A 19,321-nucleotide genomic window follows, 5' to 3' on the forward strand; every position below is an offset into this window, starting at 1 on the left:
GGCGCCGACATCGTCATTCGCTACCGGCAAAGGCCAGCCTAACAAATTTTGCCGCAATTGTCGCCTTTTTCCCTTGACAGTTGGGTTCACACTTTCCACATCGGCGCATCATGAAAGTCTCCGACGCAGATATCCTCATAGTCCCCGGTTACACCAATTCCGGCCCGGATCACTGGCAGACGCGCTGGGAGCAGAAGCTCTCGACGGCGCGGCGCGTGGAACAGGCCGAATGGTCAAAGCCGGTTCGCGATGACTGGATCGCGCGCATTGCCGAAGAGGTGAATGCTTGCGACAAGCCGGTCGTGCTCGTGGCGCATTCGCTTGGCGTACCCTCCGTCATCCATGCGATCCCGCATTTCCGCAACAAGGTCGCCGGCGCCTTCCTGGTCGCGCCGCCCGATGTCGCCAATCCCGACATCCGCCCGAAACATCTGATGACGTTCGGCCCCTATCCGCGCGAACCCCTGCCGTTTCCTTCGATGACGATTGCAAGCCGCAACGACCCCTTCGGCAGCTACGAGCACGCCGATGACATCGCCAACAGTTGGGGCTCTCTGCTGATCGATGCCGGCGAGTCCGGCCATATCAACAGCGAATCCGGCCACGGACCGTGGCCCGAGGGAACGATGGTCTTTGCCAAGTTCCTCAGCCAGTTGAAGCCGTGATATAGGTGAAACGGACGCTCGATGGATGCAGACCGGCTCACTAGCCTGTGAAGTACCGGCCACCTTCATTCCATCGTTAGATAAAAGCCTGTAAAACAGGTGATGACCGGATCCCGATTCTTGCTTTGGCACCCCGCCATGGCCGGAATTCCGAGTAAGGAGGCGTTGGCGGATTGTGAATTCGCTTCTTATCCGTTATGGGGACGCCCACATACGATCCACTTGCGCTATCCCGTGAGCGCCAAAGACAGAGAACAATACCAATGAACCGTCGCCGCCGTATCTACGAGGGCAAGGCCAAGATCCTTTACGAGGGACCTGAGCCGGGCACGCTGATCCAGTTCTTCAAGGACGATGCCACCGCCTTCAACAAGAAGAAGCACGAAGTTATCGATGGTAAGGGTGTTCTGAACAATCGCATCTGCGAATATATCTTCAGCCATCTGAACAAGATCGGCATTCCCACGCATTTCATCCGTCGCCTCAACATGCGCGAGCAGTTGATCAAGGAAGTGGAGATGATTCCGCTCGAGATCGTCGTGCGCAATGTTGCTGCCGGCTCGCTCTCCAAGCGCCTCGGTATCGAGGAAGGCGTGGTGCTACCGCGCTCGATCATCGAATTCTATTACAAGTCCGACGCGCTCGAAGACCCGATGGTTTCCGAGGAACACATCACCGCTTTCGGCTGGGCAAATCCTGCCGAGCTTGATGACATCATGGCGCTTGCCATCCGCGTCAACGACTTCATGACCGGCCTTTTCCTCGGCGTCGGCATCCAGCTTGTCGATTTCAAGATCGAATGCGGCCGCCTGTTCGAAGGCGACATGATGCGTATCATCCTTGCCGATGAGATCTCGCCCGACTCCTGCCGTCTCTGGGATGTCGAGACCCGCGAGAAGATGGACAAGGACCGTTTCCGCCGCGATATGGGCGGCCTGCTGGAAGCCTATTCCGAAGTGGCCCGCCGCCTCGGCATCATCAATGAAAACGAACCCGTGCGCGGCACGGGACCGGTTCTCGTCAAGTAAGTTCAGGAAGGACAATCGTGATCAAGGCTCGTGTAACCGTCACGCTGAAGAACGGCGTTCTCGATCCGCAGGGCAAGGCAATCGAAGGCGCGCTCGGCGCGCTTGGCTTTGACGGCGTTCATCAGGTCCGCCAGGGCAAGGTTTTCGACCTCGAGCTTGAAGGCACCGACAAGAGCAAGGCCGAGGCAGAGCTGAAAGCCATGTGCGAAAAGCTCCTCGCCAACACGGTAATCGAGAACTTCAGCATTTCGATCGACTGACGGCATCGATGGCATCCACCAAACTCCAGACCGAAATCTCGAAATTCATGAGCTACGTGCTGAGGCACGCGCCGCATGAGGCTGGATTGGTCCTGGATTCGGAAGGTTGGGTGTCTTTCGACGATCTGAAAAAGGTGATCTTCGATCGCTTCGATGTCACCGAAGCCGATATTCTCGAAGTAATCGAGTCCAATCCGAAGAAACGCTTCACCTTGCTGGATCATCGTATCCGTGCAGCACAGGGTCATAGTGTCACCGTCGATCTGGCGCTGAGCCCGGCGATTCCGCCATTGAGGCTATTTCACGGAACATCGCTCGAAAGCTGGCCGGCAATCCGAGATTCTGGGCTGAAGAAGATGCAGCGTCATCACGTTCATCTCTCGCCGGATGTCGAAACAGCCAAAATCGTCGCGACGAGACGCAAGGGTGACTACATCATCCTTGAAATCGACGCGGCACTCATGCACTCGGAAGGTCATTCTTTCTTTGTCAGCGACAATGGAGTATGGCTCACCGATCACGTTCCAAGCCTGTATCTTTCGCCTCTCTCGGGAACAGCATCATGAAATCAGCAGTCGTCCAACTCCCCGGCCTCAACCGTGATCGCGACATGATCGCGGCGCTGACCAAGATTTCCGGCCATGCGCCGGTGACCGTGTGGCAGACCCAGACGGAGATTCCGGATGTCGACCTGATCGTCATTCCCGGCGGCTTTTCCTATGGCGATTACCTGCGTTGCGGCGCAATCGCGGCCCGCATGCCGATCATGCAGGCGATCAAGGACAAGGCCGACAAGGGCGTTAAGGTTCTCGGCGTCTGCAACGGTTTCCAGATCCTGCTCGAAGCCGGAATGTTGCCCGGTGCGCTGATGCGCAATGCCTCGCTGAAGTTCGTTTGCCGCGAAGTGAAGCTGGAGGTCGTCAACGCCGAAACGGAATTCACCAGCGCCTATGCCAAAGGCCAGGTCATCCGCAGCCCGGTTGCGCATCACGACGGCAATTATTTCGTCGAGCCGGAGACGCTAAAGGCAATCGAGGGCGATGGCCAGGTGGTCTTCCGTTATGCCGAAGGCACCAACCCAAATGGCTCTGTCAATGACATTGCCGGCGTCATCAACGCCAAGGGCAATGTCCTCGGTATGATGCCGCATCCGGAAAACCTGATCGAGGCTGCGCATGGTGGCAATGATGGCCGTGGCCTCTTCGCCTCCGCACTCGGCGTGATCGCGGCCTGATAAATCCCCAGGTCTGGTACGGAAAAAACCATAAAATCGACGTCTTTGCACAAAAGAGCAGGGCGTCGGTAAAAAAGCCGTTCTGCTCCTTCGGCAAAGCCGGACCTAACCGCTTATTGGAAAGAGATTGATGCGCCCTCGCCTCCTGACAGGACTTTACTCCGCCGCTGCCATCGCGATGCTTGGGCTTCTGGTAACTTCGTGCGGTCCGCGTCCGCCGAGCATAATCGCGACCGATCACAGCGCGCTGTCGACGATGGAGCGCGTCATGCTCAATGCCAGCGCCTGCTGGTTCAAGTCATCCGACCCGGCCTTTGCCGGTTATCAGCTCTCTCCGGAGCTTAATTCCTTTACCGGTCGTCCGCGCATTCTCGTGGTCGACAAGAAACATCCGACCGGCCGTCCATCCCTGGTTGTTCAGGCGGAAGGCAGCCCGGCCCAATTGCAGGCCTTCGGTCCGATGATGAACGGCGCCTCCGGCGGCCGTATCACAGGCGACGTCAATCGCTGGGCTGCGGGCTCGAAGAGCTGCACCTAGGCCAATAGCCCGCTCGCATTCTGCGACGCCGCAGCCAAAGCATGACGTGCCCTCAACTTCAGGGACCATTGTCATGGATAGATTCGTGATTCTTTCAGGTTGCTCGGGCGGCGGTAAATCGACGCTGCTGGAAGCGCTAAGGCTGCGCGGCCACCGTGTGGTCGAGGAACCGGGTCGGCGCATTGTCACTCAGGAGCTGGATAGCGGCGGCTCCGCGTTACCATGGGTGGATGTCACCGCCTTCGTCCGCAGGGCGATCGATGTATCACTCGCCGACCGCGAGGCAGCCGCGAAGCTTCCCGGCATCGTCTTCTTCGACAGAGGATTGATCGACGCGGCGTCGGCACTCCAACAGCTTACCGGCGAGCCGGCCTTGACGACCCTCGGTCAGTCGCATCGCTATAACAGGCATGTCTTCCTCACGCCGCCATGGCCGGAGATATATGTCGGGGATCACGAGCGAAGACATGACCTCTCCGACGCCATCACCGAGTATGATCGCTTGACGATCGATTATCCTGCACTCGGCTATCAGGCCCATATCCTGCCGAAAATCGGCGTGGAGGAACGCGCCGATTTCGTTCATTCCATTCTGGGGCTGGGTTAAGCAGAACACAAGCCGCCGTGGTACTGGCGCGCCGTCTCGCTTCAATCCCAGAAGAACGACTTGCTGACCTCGGCCCTGGCCTCGCTTCGTGTCAGCCCGACATCGCTCAACTGATCATTCGTCAAGTCCCGCAGCGCCCGCCGACATTCGCGTTTCTGCACCCACAGCAACAAGGACGTCCAGAGACTATACGCGACACGGGACTTTGGCTGCGCCACTCCTGCATCTCGGGCCGGAGTAAAGGCCTTCTTGCCGTCGGTCCGACAGATTGTATCAATTGTACTCATTTCACTGCTCGCTTGATGGTGACATTAGGTTACGTACCGAGCCAAACGATACAATTGACACTTAGTATTGACTCCATAACCAAGACAATCTAGGAAATTGTCATTATGACAAATTGGCTCCCTGACATTTCCAGTGGCAACGGACCGGTCTATATCCGCGTTGCCGACAGCATCGAGAACGCGATCACCCATGGCGTTCTGCCGCCCGGCACGAAATTGCCGCCTCAACGCAACCTTGCCTACGATATCGGCGTCACCATCGGCACGGTGAGCCGCGCCTATGCGCTGGTGCACGAGCGCGGTCTTGTCGCCGGCGAGGTCGGTCGCGGCACCTATGTGTTGGAGCGTTCGAACGGCAAGCAGATCGAACAGGTGGACCCGATCACCCAGGCGCTTGCCGGCACCCGCGGCCTCAATACGCCCGATGCGAGGATACGCTTCGATACGACGGCCGCTCCGGACATCGGCCAGGGCGAGATCATTGGCAAATTGTTCGCTGATATCAGCAGCGAGCATCAGTCGGAAATCTCCTCCTATTCCAGGAATTTTCCGACGAGCTGGTTTGAGGCAGGACAGATCTGGCTTGCCCGCAACGGCTGGAAGCCCGACATTGAGACCGTCGTGCCGACGCTGGGCGCCCATGCCGGCGCCATTGCCGTCATCTCGGCCGTCACCTCGCCAGGCGACAAGATTGTCTTCGAAAACCTGACCTACACCCAGATCAGCCGAGCCACCCGCCTCCTCGGACGACGCTCCATATTGGTCGATTCCGACGAGCACGGCATGATTCCAGATGATTTCGAGCGGCTATGCCAGCAGCAGCATCCGCGTCTGGCCTTCCTGATGCCGACCGCACATAATCCTACTCTGGTGACAATGCCGGAATCGCGCCGGCGCGCGATCGCCGCCATTGCACGCAGACACAGTGTCTGGCTGATTGAGGACGATCTCTACGGCGGCATGACCGGCGACCAGAATCCATTGATGGCAGCCATCGCACCCGAGCGCACTTTCGTCGTCAGCAGCCTGGCGAAATCCGTGACGGCCGGCGTGCGCGGCGGCTGGGTCGCCTGCCCCCCGCATTTCGCGCAGCGCATCAAGGTCACGCACAAGATGACCACCGGAGGCCTGCCCTTCATTCTGGCCGAAACCTGCGCCCGCCTGGTGCTGGGCGGCCACGCACTGGATCTTCGCCGCAAATCGGTCGAGGAAATCAGGGCGCGTGAGCAAATTGCACAGGAGGCGCTCGCAGGATTCGAGTTCAACTCCCACCCGCATCTGCCGTTCCTGTGGTTGAAGCTGCCTGAACCCTGGTTGTCAGGCACCTTCAAGAATGCCGCCATTGCCGACGGCGTCCTCATTGACGATGAAGACGAGTTCAAGGCGGCGCGCATGGAGAAGGTCTATCACCGCGTTCGAGTCGCTTTCTCATCCCCGAAGCGACGGGAGGACGTTGCTGCAGGTTTTATGACGCTGCGTCGGCTGCTGGAAAACGGCTCATCGGGCTACGATAGTCACATTTAAGCAAGCCTTAGCAATTATCGACAACTGGCATGTGAGATTTTGATTCTCCCATCTCGACTCCTAGCACCCTACCATTCTATCAATAAGTCATGAGTCGCCCGCCATACCAGGGGGAGTGCATGGCCATCGATAGCGTTTCAGCATGCAATTTGAGCAAGCGTTTAGTTGCGAGTTTTCTGGCAATCAGTTCGATATTTTTTGCAGGTGAGTCCGCCGCGAGTGCCGCCGATGCGGTTGCGGCCACACCGGCACCTAAGATTTTCGACGAACTCCGTTTCGGAGCGAGTGGATCGATCCAGAATGGATACGATCACGAAAAGGGTGTTTTGCCTGACGTCGAAGTGCTCTTCAATCCGTTCGGCTACAATCCGACCGCTGATTGGAAAGATCAGTTGGCCCATCCGCGCATCCATTTGGGAACCTCGATCGGCACCGCCGGATCGGCGACCCAGGTCTATGCCGGCCTTTCCTGGACGCTGACGCACAGCAACGGCATCTTCACCGAAGCTGGCTTCGGCGGAACGGTACATACCGGCAATATCGATGACTGGAGAGAACACGGCCCGATGCTCGGCTGTCGCTTCCTTTTCCACGAATATGCCGGTCTCGGATATAATTTCGACAGCCATTGGAACATGATGGCGCAGATCGCGCATTCCTCGAATGCCAATCTTTGTGATGGTCCGAACGGCGGCATGACGCGTGTCGGCCTTCTGGTCGGCTACAAATTCTAATCGTTGGCGTGCGGCCGCAAATGGCCGCACTGCTGCTTACTTGTTATGAATGCCGGCGTGTTGTGAACGCCGGTGATTTTCCTGTCGCACGGCAGGTTGACTTGCGCTAAAGAGACCTCGATCCCCTGACCGGCCTTCAAACCCTTTCCAGGCAAGGACCCTCGAGCGCCCATGACCATTTCCAATACGATCCAGATCACCCCCGAACTGATTGCCTCCCACGGCCTGAAGCCGGATGAATATCAGCGCATTCTGGATCTGATCGGCCGCGAGCCTTCCTTTACTGAGCTCGGTATCTTCTCGGCCATGTGGAACGAGCACTGCTCGTACAAATCCTCCAAAAAGTGGCTTCGCACCCTGCCAACCAAGGGACCTCGCGTCATCCAGGGCCCCGGCGAGAACGCCGGCGTGGTCGACATCGATGATGGCGATTGCGTCGTCTTCAAGATGGAAAGCCACAACCACCCCTCCTACATCGAGCCGTATCAGGGCGCTGCCACAGGCGTCGGCGGCATCCTGCGCGACGTCTTCACCATGGGTGCCCGCCCGGTTGCCGCGATGAACGCGCTGCGCTTCGGCGAGCCGGACCATCCGAAGACCCGCCATCTCGTCTCCGGCGTCGTCGCAGGCGTCGGCGGCTATGGCAATTCCTTCGGCGTGCCGACAGTCGGCGGCGAAGTCGAGTTCGATGCGCGCTACAACGGCAATATCCTGGTCAATGCCTTTGCAGCCGGCCTTGCCAAGTCCAATGCCATCTTCCTGTCGGAAGCCAAGGGCGTCGGCCTGCCCGTCGTCTATCTCGGCGCCAAGACCGGCCGTGACGGCGTCGGCGGCGCCACCATGGCGTCGGCCGAATTCGACGAATCGATCGAGGAAAAGCGTCCGACCGTTCAGGTCGGCGACCCCTTCACCGAAAAGTGCCTGCTGGAAGCCTGCCTGGAGCTTATGCAGACGGGCGCCGTCATTGCCATCCAGGACATGGGTGCGGCCGGCCTCACCTGCTCCGCCGTCGAAATGGGCGCCAAGGGCGACCTCGGCATTGAGCTCGAGCTCGATAAGGTGCCGGTGCGCGAAGAGCAGATGACCGCCTACGAAATGATGCTGTCGGAAAGCCAGGAGCGCATGCTCATGGTGCTGCAGCCGGAAAAGGAAGCCGTCGCCAAGGCGATCTTCGTAAAGTGGGGTCTGGATTTCGCCATCGTCGGCAAGACGACCGACGACCTGCGCTTCCGCGTCATCCATCAGGGCGAGGAAGTTGCCAACCTGCCGATCAAGGATCTCGGTGATCAGGCTCCGGAATATGACCGCCCGTGGCGCGAAGCCGACAAACGCGCTGCCTTGCCCTCCGATCTCGTGGCTGCACCGGAAGACTACGGCCACGCACTTTTGAAGCTGGTCGGCTCCGCCAACCAGTCCAGCCGCCGTTGGGTCTATGAACAGTACGATACGCTGATCCAGGGCAATTCGTTGCAGCTTCCGGGCGGCGACGCCGGCGTCGTCCGCGTCGAAGGCCATGCCACCAAGGCGCTGGCATTCTCGTCGGATGTGACACCGCGTTACGTCGAAGCCGATCCATTCGAAGGCGGCAAGCAGGCCGTGGCCGAATGCTGGCGCAACATCACCGCAACCGGCGCCGAGCCGCTTGCCGCGACCGACAACCTCAATTTCGGCAACCCGGAAAAGCCCGAGATCATGGGCCAGCTGGTCGGCGCCATCAAGGGCATCGGCGAAGCCTGCCGCGCTCTGGATTTCCCGATCGTCTCGGGCAACGTCTCACTCTACAACGAGACCAATGGCGTCGCCATCCTGCCGACCCCCACCATTGCCGGCGTCGGCCTGCTGCCGGACTGGAAGGCGATGGCCCGCATCGGCTCTGCCTCTGAAGGTGACCGTGTCCTGATGATCGGCCTTGACGGCAGCCATCTCGGCTCCTCTATCTACCTGCGCGATATTCTCGGCTCAACCGAAGGTCCGGCTCCGGAAGTCGATCTCTTTGCCGAGCGCCGCAACGGCGATTTCGTCCGCTCCGCGATCCGCAACGGCCAGGTCACGGCCTGCCATGATATCTCATCGGGCGGCCTGGCATTGGCTCTTGCCGAAATGGCGATGGCATCCCGCAAGGGCCTGAAAATCGATCTGAGCGAAGGCAAAACGCCGACGCATGCAGCGCTTTTCGGTGAGGATCAGGCGCGCTACGTCATCGCCGTTCCGGCCGATGTCGCCGATTTCGTCTGCATCAATGCGGAAAGCGCCGGCGTTCCCTTCCGTCGCCTCGGCACCATCGGCGGTGATGCGCTTGTCATCAATGGCGTGCTGTCGCTTCCGGTTGAACAGTTGCGCGATGCGCATGAATCGTGGTTTCCTGCCTTCATGGATGGCAGCGCTCTCGCTGCAGCAGAATAGATCGAGGTATACCACCCATGCCAATGAACCCCGGCGATATCGAAGACATGATCAAAGCCGGCATTCCCGGAGCCAAGGTGACCATTCGCGACCTAGCTGGGGATGGTGATCACTACGCCGCTGAAGTTGTCGCGGAAGCTTTCCGCGGCAAGAGCCGCGTCCAGCAACACCAGATGGTCTATGATGCCCTGAAGGGTAATATGGGCGGCGTCCTGCACGCCCTGGCGCTGCAGACGTCAGCGCCCGACTGAGACGACCTGCGCTTCAATGCCGGAGTTGACCGTCAGCTCCGGCATGTTTTTCACAGAAAATTCCGCGAAGCGCGATGCCGGCAACGGGCCTGAGGTCATCAGGGTAAAATCGAAGAACGCGCGCACGTCCGGCCCCAGCACATATTGCCGGTGAACCCGCAGGAAATCGCGCTTGATCTTGGCATAGTGCTTTGCCGATAGCATCTGCTTGAAGCGTATGAACAGGATCGATGCCTGTTCGGCATCCGGATGCCCGCAAACCTCAACAACCTTCGTCTTGTAGAAATGGATCGCGTCGGTCAGACAGTGCACATCCAGCCAGAAGATATCCTTGCAGCGCGCGAGCAGACCGACACGCGAGCGCAGCACCGTTGCCGGCCGCATCAGGGCGCATTGCAGAATGGCGCTCCCCAGCGTCACAAACACCACCCGCTTGCCGCGAAGGAGCTCAGGTTCACGCTCGAGCAGAAGGCCGACGACATGGGTCGCCACCGACGATCCCATGCTGTGTGAGGAAATAACGATTTCATCGGCATCGGACTCATCCAGCGCCTGTCGTACGCTGATCGCGCATGCCTCGATCCATTGCTCGCCGCCGATGCCATTCAGGCCGGCCATCGCAACGGCCATCTCCCAATCGGAAAAGAGATGCAGCGTATGCAGCTTTTCGGCCTGCGGCAGGAAAATGTAGACGAAGAAGGCCACCGCCAACGCGATGCTGCCAATATGACTCCAGGCCGGCAATCCGAACATGAACGGCGTAAATGCAATGGAAAGGCTGAGCAAAAGCCCGATGAGCATCAGCAGGAACGGGAAGATGAAGAACAGACCAAAACGCCAGGCATGGCGAAAATAGCCAGTCATCCCTCCCGAAGACGCAACTCGCGCGGCCGCTAGATAACCTTGCGCCATCCGGGTAAAAAAGGGCCTGCCATTCAGTGCCGTAACCAGATCGTCGTGATCGACAACGTGAACACGGCTTTGGGTCTGCCACTCACCACCGGCCGTACTCACGTCGAAATAGGGCGCCCGGCCAAAATTCTTCAACTCGCCGAGGCTAACGGAAAAATCCCACACGGCACCAGCCTGCCTCGCCGAACGTTCGTAGCGGGCGCGATGCGCAGTAGCATCCAATGGCTCGAAGCCAGGGAAGTGGAGAACTACCCTCTTCCTGATATTGTTCATAATGTTGTCAGTCCCCGGGGCAGGCTTACGGCGTCAGATACACAGAGCGATGCGAAAACCACGCGCTATCGGCTTTTTCATGGCAGTATTCCACAAAGCCATTCGAAAAACATGAAAAATCAAAAGAGTATCGTCATGCGCGCCCGAAACCGAAGGGCATTCCGAAGAAATACCCATCTGTTCCCCAAACGGAATGGCATGGACCATCGGCTTGAACACGAGAAAACCAGTTCAGATCAGCACTCCCGGCCAGGATAAGGCGACATCTCCGCACATGGATCCGTCGGCGGTGCCGTCATGATCTTCTCGACGATCGGCGGCGTGGCCAGTTGCGGCGTTGGCTCGATCGACGCGCGATAGCCGAATGCTATGCTGAGAATCAGCACGATGGCACTGACGGTAACAGTGCTGTTTAGTATCGATGCTTTTGGGGTGCGGACATGCTCATAATACTCCCGCTCGCCCTCACTCGTCTCTTCAGAGCTATAAAACTCACGCTCTTCACCAACCTGGCCCTCGGAATAATGATGATGGCTCATGGTGTTCGCTCCCTCAAAATACGAATGCAATCCTCAGCAAGGAACCGATGCGCGCCAAATCGCACCACTCGACCGACTCTAACAAACATACCGGCCGTTTGTAAATTAGATAGCACCCTAATATTAATCGCCCCTTGCTTCCGATTTATTTGTGTTGTTCAGTCTTCGAGTTGAAGAGGCGATTTCAAAACGCACTGTTCAAGAAAAATGGCTAATCGACAGATTCCGCAACTCTCCCAGTCGCGCGCATCGAAAATTCATTCATGCGATGAAAAAGACATACGGTACGTTTTGCGTCTGGAAATCCAATCGGTCGCTTGCTATTTATGGGAACAGATTTAACGCTGCGGGCCTTGACCCCGCATGTGAAAGGAACTGGACAATGAGCGGCATCAACGAATTCATCGCAAATGAAGTAAAGAATAACGACGTTGTTCTCTTCATGAAGGGCACGCCCCAGTTCCCGCAGTGTGGTTTCTCGGGCCAGGTGGTCCAGATTCTTGACTATATCGGCGTAGATTATAAGGGCATCAATGTCCTCGCAGACGCCGAGATCCGTCAGGGCATCAAGGACTATTCCAACTGGCCGACCATTCCCCAGCTTTACGTGAAGGGCGAATTCATCGGCGGCTGTGATATCGTGCGCGAAATGTTCCAGGCGGGCGAGTTGCAGCAGCACTTCCAGGAAAGCGGCATCACCGTTCGCGCCGCCTCCTGACCGGTCACCGGGCTTCTCGTCCGGTTTCCATGTTCAATTCGATCGATAAGGCGCTGCCGCCGGGCAGCGCCTTGATATGTTTATGGGAATAAAACCGTGACGACTTCATCCCAGGCTATGTCCCAGGGGCAGCTGCCCATGGGCAAACGCGAGTTCATCGTGCTCGCGGCCTTTCTGATGGCGATCAATTCGCTGGCCATCGATATCATGCTCCCTGCCCTGCAGCAGATCGGCTCCAGTCTCGGCGTCGAGAACGAGAACCATCGGCAATATGTGGTTACCGCTTATCTGATCGGCTTCGGCTCGGCACAGCTCATTTATGGGCCGCTGTCGGATCGTTTCGGTCGCCGAATCCCCTTGTTGATCGGCATTGTCGTCTATGTCGTCTCGGCCTTCGGCATCGCCCTCATTCCATCCTTTGCCGGACTGCTTGCACTGCGCTTCATTCAGGGCCTTGGCTCGGCGGCAACGCGCGTCATCACCATCTCCATCGTCCGCGACGTCTTTGGCGGCCGATTGATGGCCGAGGTTATGTCGTTGATCATGATGGTCTTCATGATCGTTCCGGTCATCGCGCCTGGAAGCGGCCAGATCATCATGCTCGTCAGCACCTGGCACATGATCTTCGTCTTCATCGGAACCATGGCGACGCTTGTCGGTCTGTGGATGTATTTCCGGCTTCCCGAGACGCTGAGGCCCGAGAATGTAAGGCCGCTGACCGTCAGGTCGGTCGCATCCGGGTTCAAGATGGTTCTGACCAACCGCGTTGCGCTCTGTTACACCATCGCCAGCACGTTCCTGTTCGGAGCACTCTTCGGCTTCATCAATTCCGCCCAGCAGATCTACAGCGGCATTTACGGACTTGGCGTCTATACACCCGTCGCCTTTGGCGGTGTGGCGCTGTTCATGGCCCTGTCTTCCTTCATTAATTCGCAGCTCGTCGGCCGCTTCGGCATGCGGCGGCTGTCGCATGCCGCCCTGCTCGGCTTCTCCTTCATCACCTTCATCTGGCTGATGGTGCAACTTTACGGCCCGGCGCCAATGCCTTTCCCGCTGTTCATGATCTTTTTCGCGCTGGCCATGTTCCAGTTCGGCTGGATCGGCTCGAATTTCAACTCACTCGCGATGGAGCCACTAGGCCACGTCGCCGGAACCGCATCCTCTGTGCTCGGCTTCATGAGCACGGTCGGCGGCGCATCGATCGGCGCCGGCATCGGCCAGTATTTCAACGGAACCGCGACACCGATGGTCATCGGTTATTTCACCGTCTCGCTGATCGGCCTGATGTTCGTGCTGATTGCCGAAAAAGGGCGGCTGTTCCGCCCGCACAACGCGCCGCCACCGGCCGACCAATCCCTCGCATTGCATTGACAGGCACATTCACATGACCCCGCCTCAAGACCATACGCCGGCCCAATCCGGCTCCAACCGCATCGGCCTCGGCATAGTCGAATTCATCTTCATCATCGCATTGATGACGGCGAGCATTTCGATGGGCATCGACAGCATGCTGCCGGCGCTTCCGAACATTGGCCAATCCCTCAATGTCGCCAACCCCAATGATACGCAGCTTGTCATCGGCGTCTATTTCCTCGGCTTCGGCATCTGCCAGCTCTTCTTCGGCAGCCTGTCGGATACCTATGGCCGGCGTCGCATTCTGCTCGGGGGCCTCGCCTTCTACACGGTGACGCTGTTCGCAGCAGCCTGGAGCGGCAGTCTCTTCGCCCTGCTTGCTCTGCGCTTCGCCCAAGGCGTCGGCGCTGCAGCCGTGCGCATCACCACGCTCGCCATCGTCCGCGATTGCTTCGGTGGCCGTGAAATGGCGCGCGTCATGTCCTACGTCATGATCGTCTTCATGATCATGCCGATGGTTGCACCCTTCGTCGGCCAGTTGATCGTTGCCTATTCCAACTGGCAATGGATCTTCATCCTGATCGGCATCGTCAGCGCCGGCCTGTTCCTCGTCGCCTATTTCCGCATGAAGGAAACGCTTCCTGTCGAAGAGCGCCTGCCGCTTTCGGTCGCATCCGTGATCTCCGGTTTCAAGACGGTCCTGACCAACCGCATCACCTGCGGCTACATGATCGGCCTGACGCTCTACACCGGCGTGATCTGCGCTTACATCGTCTCGGTGCAGCAGGTCTTCGGCGAAGTCTATGGTCTCGGAGACACATTCCCGATCGCCTTTGCGGCAACGGCCGCCGGTACAGCGGTGGCGCAGTTCGCCAACGGCTATTTCGTCCGCAGCTTCGGCATGCGCCGCATTTCCCATGCAGCCATGATCGTCTTCACCCTTCTCGGCGCTGTCGGCTACATCGTCGGCATGTTCGGCCAGCCAAGCTTCACCTTCATCTATGTGCTGATCTCGATCATGTTGATGATGTTCGCAGTCATCACCACCAACTGCATGGCCATCAGCCTGGAGCCGATGGGACATCTGGCGGGCACGGCAGCTGCCATCACCAGCTCGATTTCCACGACGGTCGGCGTTCTCCTTGGTGGTATCGTCGGCCAGATGTTCGATGGAACTGCCCAGCCGCTGATCGCCGGCTTCACCATATTCGGTGCGCTCACGATCCTAGCAACCCTATGGGCCGAGCGCGGCAAGCTCTTCACCCATCCCGGCGATACGCCGGCGCTGGAGCCCGGCATGGGTCACGTCTGATCGACGTGACCTTCCTCAAACGCCGCTGCGCGGACGGCTGACCCAGCGCACCGCAGCGGCGATCGCCAGCCCGAACAGCGGCCAGACCGCCCATGGCGTACCGTGCCATGTGAACAGATTGATTGCGACGATGCCGATACCGGTGATCACAAGGCTGGCAATCGCCATGTCGACCTGCTTGTTGCTGCGAACGAAGCGGTAAGCGTTGACCCAGAGAATGATGAGTATCGGCCATTTCGCCCAGAACTCACCGCTCCAGGTCAGTCCATTGAGTACGGCAAGACCGACGCAGATGATCAGCGGCGTCCCGTAATTAAGCCGCCAATCCTGCAGCAGCGGTGTTCTCGCTGCCATATCCGGCGCCCGCGACGGAGCTGGCTGCGGGTTGGGCCGATATTCGGTGGTCGTGGTATCAACCACCTGCACGCCACCGACGCGTACCGCATAGCTTGGCACGCCACCCTCGATATTCTTGACCTCGAGCTGACCGAGGAAATCGAAGCCGACAGCGACCTTGTTGCGGACCTGATCGTAGACGGTATTGGAGATAACGATGCCGCCGGGAGCGGCCCGCGACTGAAGTCGCGCTGCGATATTGACACCGTCACCATAGAGATCACTGCCATCGGCGATCACATCGCCAAGGTTGAGACCGATGCGAAACAGCATCTGCTTTTCAGTATCTATCGCAGCATTGTAGCCGGCAAGCTCGTTCTGGACGTCAACGGCTGCCCGCACGGCTTCCACGACGCTTGGAAACTCGGCAAAGACGCCGTCACCCCAGGTATTGATCACCCGGCCGCCATGCGCCTCGATCAACCGCGTCATGGCATCGCGATATCGGCGAAGGGTCGCAAGCGTTCCCTCCTCATCCCTGCCCATCAGACGCGTGTAATCCTGCACGTCAGCGCAGAAGATGGTGGTCAGCTTGCGGCTCGTCTCGGACATCTGCCTCATCCTCTCGGCAGGCGCCGACCGTGGCGCTTGCCTCTACCAAGAAGATAGCCTTCCCGGCGTGACTTTCCAAGTGGTCACGCCGGTCGCCGAGCCGAACGATGCGGCCGGCTATACGGTGAAAACCTCGCGCCTCAGCAGCTCCCAGGAATCCTTGTCGACTGCGATCAACAGTCCGCCATCGAGATGCTGCGGCAGATAGGGCGAACCGTCAAAGCGACGGGCATAAGCGCCGGATTCCTGCGAGATGAGCGTGCCGGCCAGATGATCCCAGGGCATCAGCTTGTTGTACATGAGATAATGGACGTGGCCGCCGGCGAGCGTGCGATATTCGTGCGCAGCACAGCGATAGTTGGTGGAATAACGCACCTTGGCGAGATTACCCATGATCTCCGCCCGCTTGCCCTTCGGCAGGAAGCCGGTCGATGCCATGCCGATCATGTCCTCCAGCGCAACCGGTGGGGCGACCTTCAGGCGCAACGTCTCGCCATCCGGCCGGCGCAACCAGGCGCCACTGCCGCGTTCCGCCAGCACCCAGTCATCGCCCATCGGATCGAAGATGACCCCGGCAACCGTTTCGCCCTTGGAGATCACCGAAGCCATGACGCCGAAGGCCGGGATGCCGGAGGCGAAATTGAACGTGCCATCCACGGGATCGACGATGATGGCCAGATCCGCGCCGGACAGCTTGTCCAGCAGGGTCGGATCGGCCGCCACCGATTCCTCACCGATGAAGAGCGCCTCGGGCCAGAGGCGTGATACCTCGGCCTTCACCATCCGCTCGGCGCGTTCGTCGGCCTCGGTCACCAGATCCGTCGCTTCGCTCTTGACGCGGACATCATCGCTGCCAAGCCTGCGGAAGCGCGGCAAGATTTCCATCTGCGCGGCGCGGCGCAACACATGAGCGAGGGTGGTGATGTCAACGAGCGATGTCATGATATGGTCCTTCCTTTCAGTCGCCGATAATGTCCCGGCGGATCGTTTGCCAGCTATCCCTATCCGGCGCAGAGATAATGCCGCCCGTCGTTTCACCGGGACGATAGGGTGAGCCGTCGAATTTGGCCGTATAGCCGCCGGCCTCCTGATGCGCCAGCACGCCGGCGAGATGATCCCAGGGCATCAGCTTGGAATGGCCGATGAAATGCCATTTGCCTGAAGCCACCATCCAATATTCATGAGCCGAACAATTGAGCGAGAACGTCATGCGTGTCTTTGCGAGATTGGCGCAGATGCGCGACCTTTCCGGCTCATCCATATGCCCCCAGGATATCGCGCCGGTCATGGCGCTGAGCGGAGCAGGTGTCGCAACCGAAAGCCGCCTAGCCTGTCCCGTTTGCCGACGCAGGAAGGTACCGGCACCACGCATGGCTGTGACGCTATCTCCAAGGACTGGATCGTAGATGAGGCTGGCAATGGTCTCGCCCTTGGCGACAACGGCGACGATCGTGCCGAACACCGGCAGTCCCGCCGCGAAATTGAACGTGCCGTCCACAGGATCGATGGTAAAGGCCAAATCCGCATGTGCTAACGCCGGTACCACCGACTTATCGGCCTCATAGGCCTCCTCGCCAACGATAAGAGCGCCTGGAAAGCGCGCCTTCAGCGCCGCGGTGATATGCTTCTCGGCAAGGAGATCGGCCTCCGTCACCAGATCGATGGCCGAGGTTTTTTCCGATATGTCGGCGTCATCCAGATTGCGGAACCGCGGCAGGATTTCCTGCGCCGCCGCCTCGGCAACGATCGTCATCAGATAGTCGAAGTCCGTATCGGAGAAAGTCATCGGAGGCCTCTGTTTTGAAAGGGCTTCCTCTTATGACCGATTCGATGACGCTGGTGTGGCAAAACTGCCTAATTGGTATCTGTTTGCCCGGTCATCAGACCAGCAAAATCAAAGAGCTTGGGATCGAGCAGATGCGAAGGATTCACATGCGCCAGCGCGCGCAGCATCGTATCCTTGCGGCCCGGCATCCGCCGCTCGATATCGGCAAGCATGTCCTTCATCGCGTTGCGTTGCAGACCATCCTGCGAACCACAGAGATCGCAGGGGATGATCGGAAACTGCATGGCGGCGGCAAACTTGGCGAGGTCGTCTTCGGCGGCATAGGCGAGCGGACGCAGCAGCATCAGGTCACCCTCGTCGTTCAGAAGCTTTGCCGGCATCGAGGCCAGACGACCACCATGGAAGAAGTTCATGAAGAAGGTTTCGAGGATATCCTCGCGGTGATGTCCGAGCACCAGTGCATCGCAGCCCTCTTCGCGTGCGATGCGATAGAGATTGCCGCGGCGCAGACGCGAACAGAGCGAACAATAGGTGGCACCCTCAGGCACCTTTTCCTTCACGATGGAATAGGTGTCACGATATTCGATACGATGCTCGACGCCGATCTTGGCCAGATATTCCGGCAGGACATGTTTCGGAAAGTTCGGCTGGCCTTGATCGAGATTGCAGGCGATCAGATCCACCGGCAGCAGACCGCGCCATTTCAGGTCGAGCAGCAGCGACAGCAGCCCATAGGAATCCTTGCCGCCGGAAATGCCGATCAGCCAGCGCTTCTGCCCCTTCAGCATCTGGAAATCCTCCAGAGCCTGACGCACCTGCCGCAAAAGCCGCTTGCGGAGCTTGTTGAAGGAGACGGACCGAGGCGCGTCGAAAAACATCGGATGCACGCCGGAGCTGGCGTCTTCAGCCTCGATATCGATTTCGTCCATCACCGTCGTTGCGATATTCATTCCATAGTCCTCAGTATCTTGCCACGCTGATAGCAGAAAGCACGGCAAGAAGACACCGCATCAATCGCCGAATACCGACCAGCCCGTGCGTGCTGCCAGCATTTCCAGCGCCACCGCGCCGAGCTGAGAATTGCCAACCTTGTTCAGGCCCGGCGACCACACGGCGATGGAGCCGATGCCCGGCGCTACGGCCAGAATGCCGCCGCCGACGCCGCTCTTGCCGGGAAGGCCGACGTGATAGGCGAAGTCGCCCGAGCCATCATAGTGGCCGCAGGTCAGCATCAAGGCATTGATGCGTCGCGCCCGCTTCGGCGAGACGACCGAATGGCCCGCGATCGGATTGCTGCCGCGTGCGGCGAGATAGAGCCCCGCCTTGGCAAGCTGTTGGCAACTCATCGAAAGAGCGCATTGATGGAAATAGACGCCGAGCGTGTGCTCGACCGGATGGTCGAGATTGCCATAGGCACGCATGAAATTGGCGAGCGCGAAATTGCGGAAACCCGTTTGTGTCTCCGACCGCGCCACCCTGTCGTCGATGGTGATCGTTTCGTCATCGGCCACATAGCGCACGAAGCGCAGGAGTTCGCCGATCGCCTCGCGCGGCGCATGACCTGACAACACCACATCGCTGACGGCAATGGCGCCGGCATTGACGAAAGGATTGCGGGGAATGCCTTCTTCACGCTCGAGCTGGACGATCGAGTTGAAAGCTGTGCCTGACGGCTCGCGTCCGACGCGCTTCCACAGGCTTTCGCCGACCTTGCCAAGCGCCAGCGTCAGCATGAACACCTTGGAAATGCTCTGGATGGAAAAGGCTACATCGGCATCGCCGACACTATGAACCTCTCCGTCGACCGTCGCGATCGCCATACCGAACTGCTTCGGATCGACCTTGGCGAGCTCCGGAATATAATCGGCGACCTTGCCTTCGCCGATGCGCGGCGAAAGCTCAGCATGGATGCTGTCAAGAACTGCCTGCAAATCGGTCATAGAGCGCTC

The 19,321-nt window shown here is 58.9% G+C and carries 22 protein-coding genes; 14 read left to right on the forward strand and 8 right to left on the reverse strand.

The window, feature by feature from the left end:
• Nucleotides 1–110: 110 nt before the first annotated feature.
• From ACQZ6F_RS06610 to ACQZ6F_RS06640, 7 genes are all read left to right on the forward strand, one after another.
• Entirely contained in the window at nucleotides 111–665 is a 555-nt protein-coding gene (locus ACQZ6F_RS06610; RefSeq protein ID WP_068387233.1) for an RBBP9/YdeN family alpha/beta hydrolase, read from the forward strand.
• A gap of 263 nt (nucleotides 666–928) precedes the next feature.
• On the forward strand, nucleotides 929–1,693 hold the full coding sequence (gene purC, locus ACQZ6F_RS06615; protein ID WP_068387236.1) for a phosphoribosylaminoimidazolesuccinocarboxamide synthase: 765 nt from the start codon (nucleotides 929–931) through the stop codon (nucleotides 1,691–1,693).
• 17 nt (nucleotides 1,694–1,710) lie between these two features.
• Nucleotides 1,711–1,953, forward strand: a complete 243-nt coding sequence (gene purS, locus ACQZ6F_RS06620) for a phosphoribosylformylglycinamidine synthase subunit PurS (protein WP_068387239.1) — start codon at nucleotides 1,711–1,713, stop codon at nucleotides 1,951–1,953.
• Nucleotides 1,954–1,961: 8 nt separating this feature from the next.
• Complete coding sequence (locus tag ACQZ6F_RS06625; RefSeq protein WP_449092364.1) at nucleotides 1,962–2,519, forward strand: RNA 2'-phosphotransferase; 558 nt, start codon at nucleotides 1,962–1,964, stop codon at nucleotides 2,517–2,519.
• A complete protein-coding gene (gene purQ, locus ACQZ6F_RS06630) occupies nucleotides 2,516–3,187 on the forward strand; it encodes a phosphoribosylformylglycinamidine synthase subunit PurQ (protein WP_449092363.1) in 672 nt (223 codons plus the stop codon). The genes ACQZ6F_RS06625 and purQ overlap by 4 nt, the downstream gene beginning before the upstream one ends.
• 130 nt (nucleotides 3,188–3,317) lie before the next feature.
• Nucleotides 3,318–3,725 carry a hypothetical protein gene (locus tag ACQZ6F_RS06635; protein ID WP_449092362.1) on the forward strand — a complete coding sequence of 136 codons (408 nt, stop codon included), beginning with the start codon at nucleotides 3,318–3,320 and terminating at the stop codon, nucleotides 3,723–3,725.
• A gap of 73 nt (nucleotides 3,726–3,798) precedes the next feature.
• A complete protein-coding gene (locus ACQZ6F_RS06640) occupies nucleotides 3,799–4,332 on the forward strand; it encodes an AAA family ATPase (RefSeq protein ID WP_449092361.1) in 534 nt (177 codons plus the stop codon).
• 41 nt (nucleotides 4,333–4,373) lie between these two features.
• Here ACQZ6F_RS06640 and ACQZ6F_RS06645 read toward each other — a convergent pair whose 3' ends face one another.
• The gene (locus tag ACQZ6F_RS06645) at nucleotides 4,374–4,619 is read right to left on the reverse strand and encodes a DUF1127 domain-containing protein (RefSeq protein WP_449092360.1); all 246 of its coding nucleotides are present in this window, start codon (nucleotides 4,617–4,619) and stop codon (nucleotides 4,374–4,376) included.
• A gap of 105 nt (nucleotides 4,620–4,724) precedes the next feature.
• On the opposite strand from ACQZ6F_RS06645, the gene ACQZ6F_RS06650 reads away from it, so the two are divergent.
• The 4 genes from ACQZ6F_RS06650 to ACQZ6F_RS06665 all read left to right on the forward strand — a co-directional run bounded on the left by ACQZ6F_RS06650 (nucleotide 4,725) and on the right by ACQZ6F_RS06665 (nucleotide 9,531).
• Nucleotides 4,725–6,143 (forward strand): aminotransferase-like domain-containing protein, encoded by a 1,419-nt coding sequence (locus ACQZ6F_RS06650; protein ID WP_077472712.1) that lies wholly within the window; start codon nucleotides 4,725–4,727, stop codon nucleotides 6,141–6,143.
• 119 nt (nucleotides 6,144–6,262) lie between these two features.
• Nucleotides 6,263–6,877: an acyloxyacyl hydrolase gene (locus ACQZ6F_RS06655; RefSeq protein WP_449092359.1), complete on the forward strand. Its 615-nt coding sequence runs from the start codon at nucleotides 6,263–6,265 to the stop codon at nucleotides 6,875–6,877.
• Nucleotides 6,878–7,048: 171 nt separating this feature from the next.
• Nucleotides 7,049–9,280: a phosphoribosylformylglycinamidine synthase subunit PurL gene (gene purL / locus ACQZ6F_RS06660; RefSeq protein ID WP_449092358.1), complete on the forward strand. Its 2,232-nt coding sequence runs from the start codon at nucleotides 7,049–7,051 to the stop codon at nucleotides 9,278–9,280.
• 17 nt (nucleotides 9,281–9,297) lie between these two features.
• Nucleotides 9,298–9,531 carry a BolA family protein gene (locus tag ACQZ6F_RS06665; protein WP_004108912.1) on the forward strand — a complete coding sequence of 78 codons (234 nt, stop codon included), beginning with the start codon at nucleotides 9,298–9,300 and terminating at the stop codon, nucleotides 9,529–9,531.
• Here ACQZ6F_RS06665 and ACQZ6F_RS06670 read toward each other — a convergent pair.
• The gene (locus ACQZ6F_RS06670; protein WP_449092357.1) at nucleotides 9,517–10,716 is read right to left on the reverse strand and encodes a hypothetical protein; all 1,200 of its coding nucleotides are present in this window, start codon (nucleotides 10,714–10,716) and stop codon (nucleotides 9,517–9,519) included. The two genes, ACQZ6F_RS06665 and ACQZ6F_RS06670, sit on opposite strands and share 15 nt — an antisense overlap.
• Nucleotides 10,717–10,952: 236 nt before the next feature.
• Nucleotides 10,953–11,255, reverse strand: coding sequence for a hypothetical protein (locus ACQZ6F_RS06675; RefSeq protein WP_077472708.1), 303 nt, complete (start codon nucleotides 11,253–11,255; stop codon nucleotides 10,953–10,955).
• A 382-nt stretch (nucleotides 11,256–11,637) separates the two neighbouring features.
• Between ACQZ6F_RS06675 and grxD the strand changes: the two genes are divergently transcribed.
• The 3 genes from grxD (at nucleotide 11,638) to ACQZ6F_RS06690 (ending at nucleotide 14,638) form a co-directional block, all read left to right on the forward strand.
• Nucleotides 11,638–11,973 carry a Grx4 family monothiol glutaredoxin gene (gene grxD / locus ACQZ6F_RS06680; protein ID WP_077472707.1) on the forward strand — a complete coding sequence of 112 codons (336 nt, stop codon included), beginning with the start codon at nucleotides 11,638–11,640 and terminating at the stop codon, nucleotides 11,971–11,973.
• 138 nt (nucleotides 11,974–12,111) lie between these two features.
• Entirely contained in the window at nucleotides 12,112–13,344 is a 1,233-nt protein-coding gene (locus ACQZ6F_RS06685; RefSeq protein WP_077472706.1) for a multidrug effflux MFS transporter, read from the forward strand.
• Nucleotides 13,345–13,357: 13 nt separating this feature from the next.
• Nucleotides 13,358–14,638, forward strand: a complete 1,281-nt coding sequence (locus ACQZ6F_RS06690) for a multidrug effflux MFS transporter (RefSeq protein ID WP_449092356.1) — start codon at nucleotides 13,358–13,360, stop codon at nucleotides 14,636–14,638.
• Nucleotides 14,639–14,653: 15 nt separating this feature from the next.
• Here the strand turns inward: ACQZ6F_RS06690 and ACQZ6F_RS06695 are convergent, their stop codons facing one another.
• From ACQZ6F_RS06695 to ACQZ6F_RS06715, 5 genes are all read right to left on the reverse strand, one after another.
• Entirely contained in the window at nucleotides 14,654–15,586 is a 933-nt protein-coding gene (locus tag ACQZ6F_RS06695) for an adenylate/guanylate cyclase domain-containing protein (protein ID WP_449092355.1), read from the reverse strand.
• Between the two features lie 117 nt (nucleotides 15,587–15,703).
• On the reverse strand, nucleotides 15,704–16,528 hold the full coding sequence (locus ACQZ6F_RS06700) for an inositol monophosphatase family protein (protein WP_449092354.1): 825 nt from the start codon (nucleotides 16,526–16,528) through the stop codon (nucleotides 15,704–15,706).
• A gap of 16 nt (nucleotides 16,529–16,544) precedes the next feature.
• The gene (locus tag ACQZ6F_RS06705; RefSeq protein WP_449092353.1) at nucleotides 16,545–17,372 is read right to left on the reverse strand and encodes an inositol monophosphatase family protein; all 828 of its coding nucleotides are present in this window, start codon (nucleotides 17,370–17,372) and stop codon (nucleotides 16,545–16,547) included.
• A gap of 68 nt (nucleotides 17,373–17,440) precedes the next feature.
• Nucleotides 17,441–18,322 carry a tRNA 2-thiocytidine(32) synthetase TtcA gene (gene ttcA / locus ACQZ6F_RS06710; protein WP_077472702.1) on the reverse strand — a complete coding sequence of 294 codons (882 nt, stop codon included), beginning with the start codon at nucleotides 18,320–18,322 and terminating at the stop codon, nucleotides 17,441–17,443.
• A gap of 60 nt (nucleotides 18,323–18,382) precedes the next feature.
• Nucleotides 18,383–19,312 carry a glutaminase gene (locus ACQZ6F_RS06715; RefSeq protein WP_449092352.1) on the reverse strand — a complete coding sequence of 310 codons (930 nt, stop codon included), beginning with the start codon at nucleotides 19,310–19,312 and terminating at the stop codon, nucleotides 18,383–18,385.
• Between the last annotated feature and the right edge of the window lie 9 nt (nucleotides 19,313–19,321).

The organism is Rhizobium sp. A22-96 (genome assembly GCF_053521805.1).

Bases quoted from the DNA above. Each gene is read 5' to 3' on its own strand.
- ACQZ6F_RS06610 (WP_068387233.1), top strand. From the start codon at position 111: ATGAAAGTCTCCGACGCAGATATCCTCATAGTCCCCGGTTACACCAAT.
- purC (WP_068387236.1), top strand. From the start codon at position 929: ATGAACCGTCGCCGCCGTATCTACGAGGGCAAGGCCAAGATCCTTTAC.
- ACQZ6F_RS06625 (WP_449092364.1), top strand. From the start codon at position 1,962: ATGGCATCCACCAAACTCCAGACCGAAATCTCGAAATTCATGAGCTAC.
- purQ (WP_449092363.1), top strand. From the start codon at position 2,516: ATGAAATCAGCAGTCGTCCAACTCCCCGGCCTCAACCGTGATCGCGAC.
- ACQZ6F_RS06635 (WP_449092362.1), top strand. From the start codon at position 3,318: ATGCGCCCTCGCCTCCTGACAGGACTTTACTCCGCCGCTGCCATCGCG.
- ACQZ6F_RS06640 (WP_449092361.1), top strand. From the start codon at position 3,799: ATGGATAGATTCGTGATTCTTTCAGGTTGCTCGGGCGGCGGTAAATCG.
- ACQZ6F_RS06645 (WP_449092360.1), bottom strand. From the start codon at position 4,619: ATGAGTACAATTGATACAATCTGTCGGACCGACGGCAAGAAGGCCTTT.
- ACQZ6F_RS06650 (WP_077472712.1), top strand. From the start codon at position 4,725: ATGACAAATTGGCTCCCTGACATTTCCAGTGGCAACGGACCGGTCTAT.
- ACQZ6F_RS06655 (WP_449092359.1), top strand. From the start codon at position 6,263: ATGGCCATCGATAGCGTTTCAGCATGCAATTTGAGCAAGCGTTTAGTT.
- purL (WP_449092358.1), top strand. From the start codon at position 7,049: ATGACCATTTCCAATACGATCCAGATCACCCCCGAACTGATTGCCTCC.
- ACQZ6F_RS06665 (WP_004108912.1), top strand. From the start codon at position 9,298: ATGCCAATGAACCCCGGCGATATCGAAGACATGATCAAAGCCGGCATT.
- ACQZ6F_RS06670 (WP_449092357.1), bottom strand. From the start codon at position 10,716: ATGAACAATATCAGGAAGAGGGTAGTTCTCCACTTCCCTGGCTTCGAG.
- ACQZ6F_RS06675 (WP_077472708.1), bottom strand. From the start codon at position 11,255: ATGAGCCATCATCATTATTCCGAGGGCCAGGTTGGTGAAGAGCGTGAG.
- grxD (WP_077472707.1), top strand. From the start codon at position 11,638: ATGAGCGGCATCAACGAATTCATCGCAAATGAAGTAAAGAATAACGAC.
- ACQZ6F_RS06685 (WP_077472706.1), top strand. From the start codon at position 12,112: ATGGGCAAACGCGAGTTCATCGTGCTCGCGGCCTTTCTGATGGCGATC.
- ACQZ6F_RS06690 (WP_449092356.1), top strand. From the start codon at position 13,358: ATGACCCCGCCTCAAGACCATACGCCGGCCCAATCCGGCTCCAACCGC.
- ACQZ6F_RS06695 (WP_449092355.1), bottom strand. From the start codon at position 15,586: ATGTCCGAGACGAGCCGCAAGCTGACCACCATCTTCTGCGCTGACGTG.
- ACQZ6F_RS06700 (WP_449092354.1), bottom strand. From the start codon at position 16,528: ATGACATCGCTCGTTGACATCACCACCCTCGCTCATGTGTTGCGCCGC.
- ACQZ6F_RS06705 (WP_449092353.1), bottom strand. From the start codon at position 17,372: ATGACTTTCTCCGATACGGACTTCGACTATCTGATGACGATCGTTGCC.
- ttcA (WP_077472702.1), bottom strand. From the start codon at position 18,322: ATGAATATCGCAACGACGGTGATGGACGAAATCGATATCGAGGCTGAA.
- ACQZ6F_RS06715 (WP_449092352.1), bottom strand. From the start codon at position 19,312: ATGACCGATTTGCAGGCAGTTCTTGACAGCATCCATGCTGAGCTTTCG.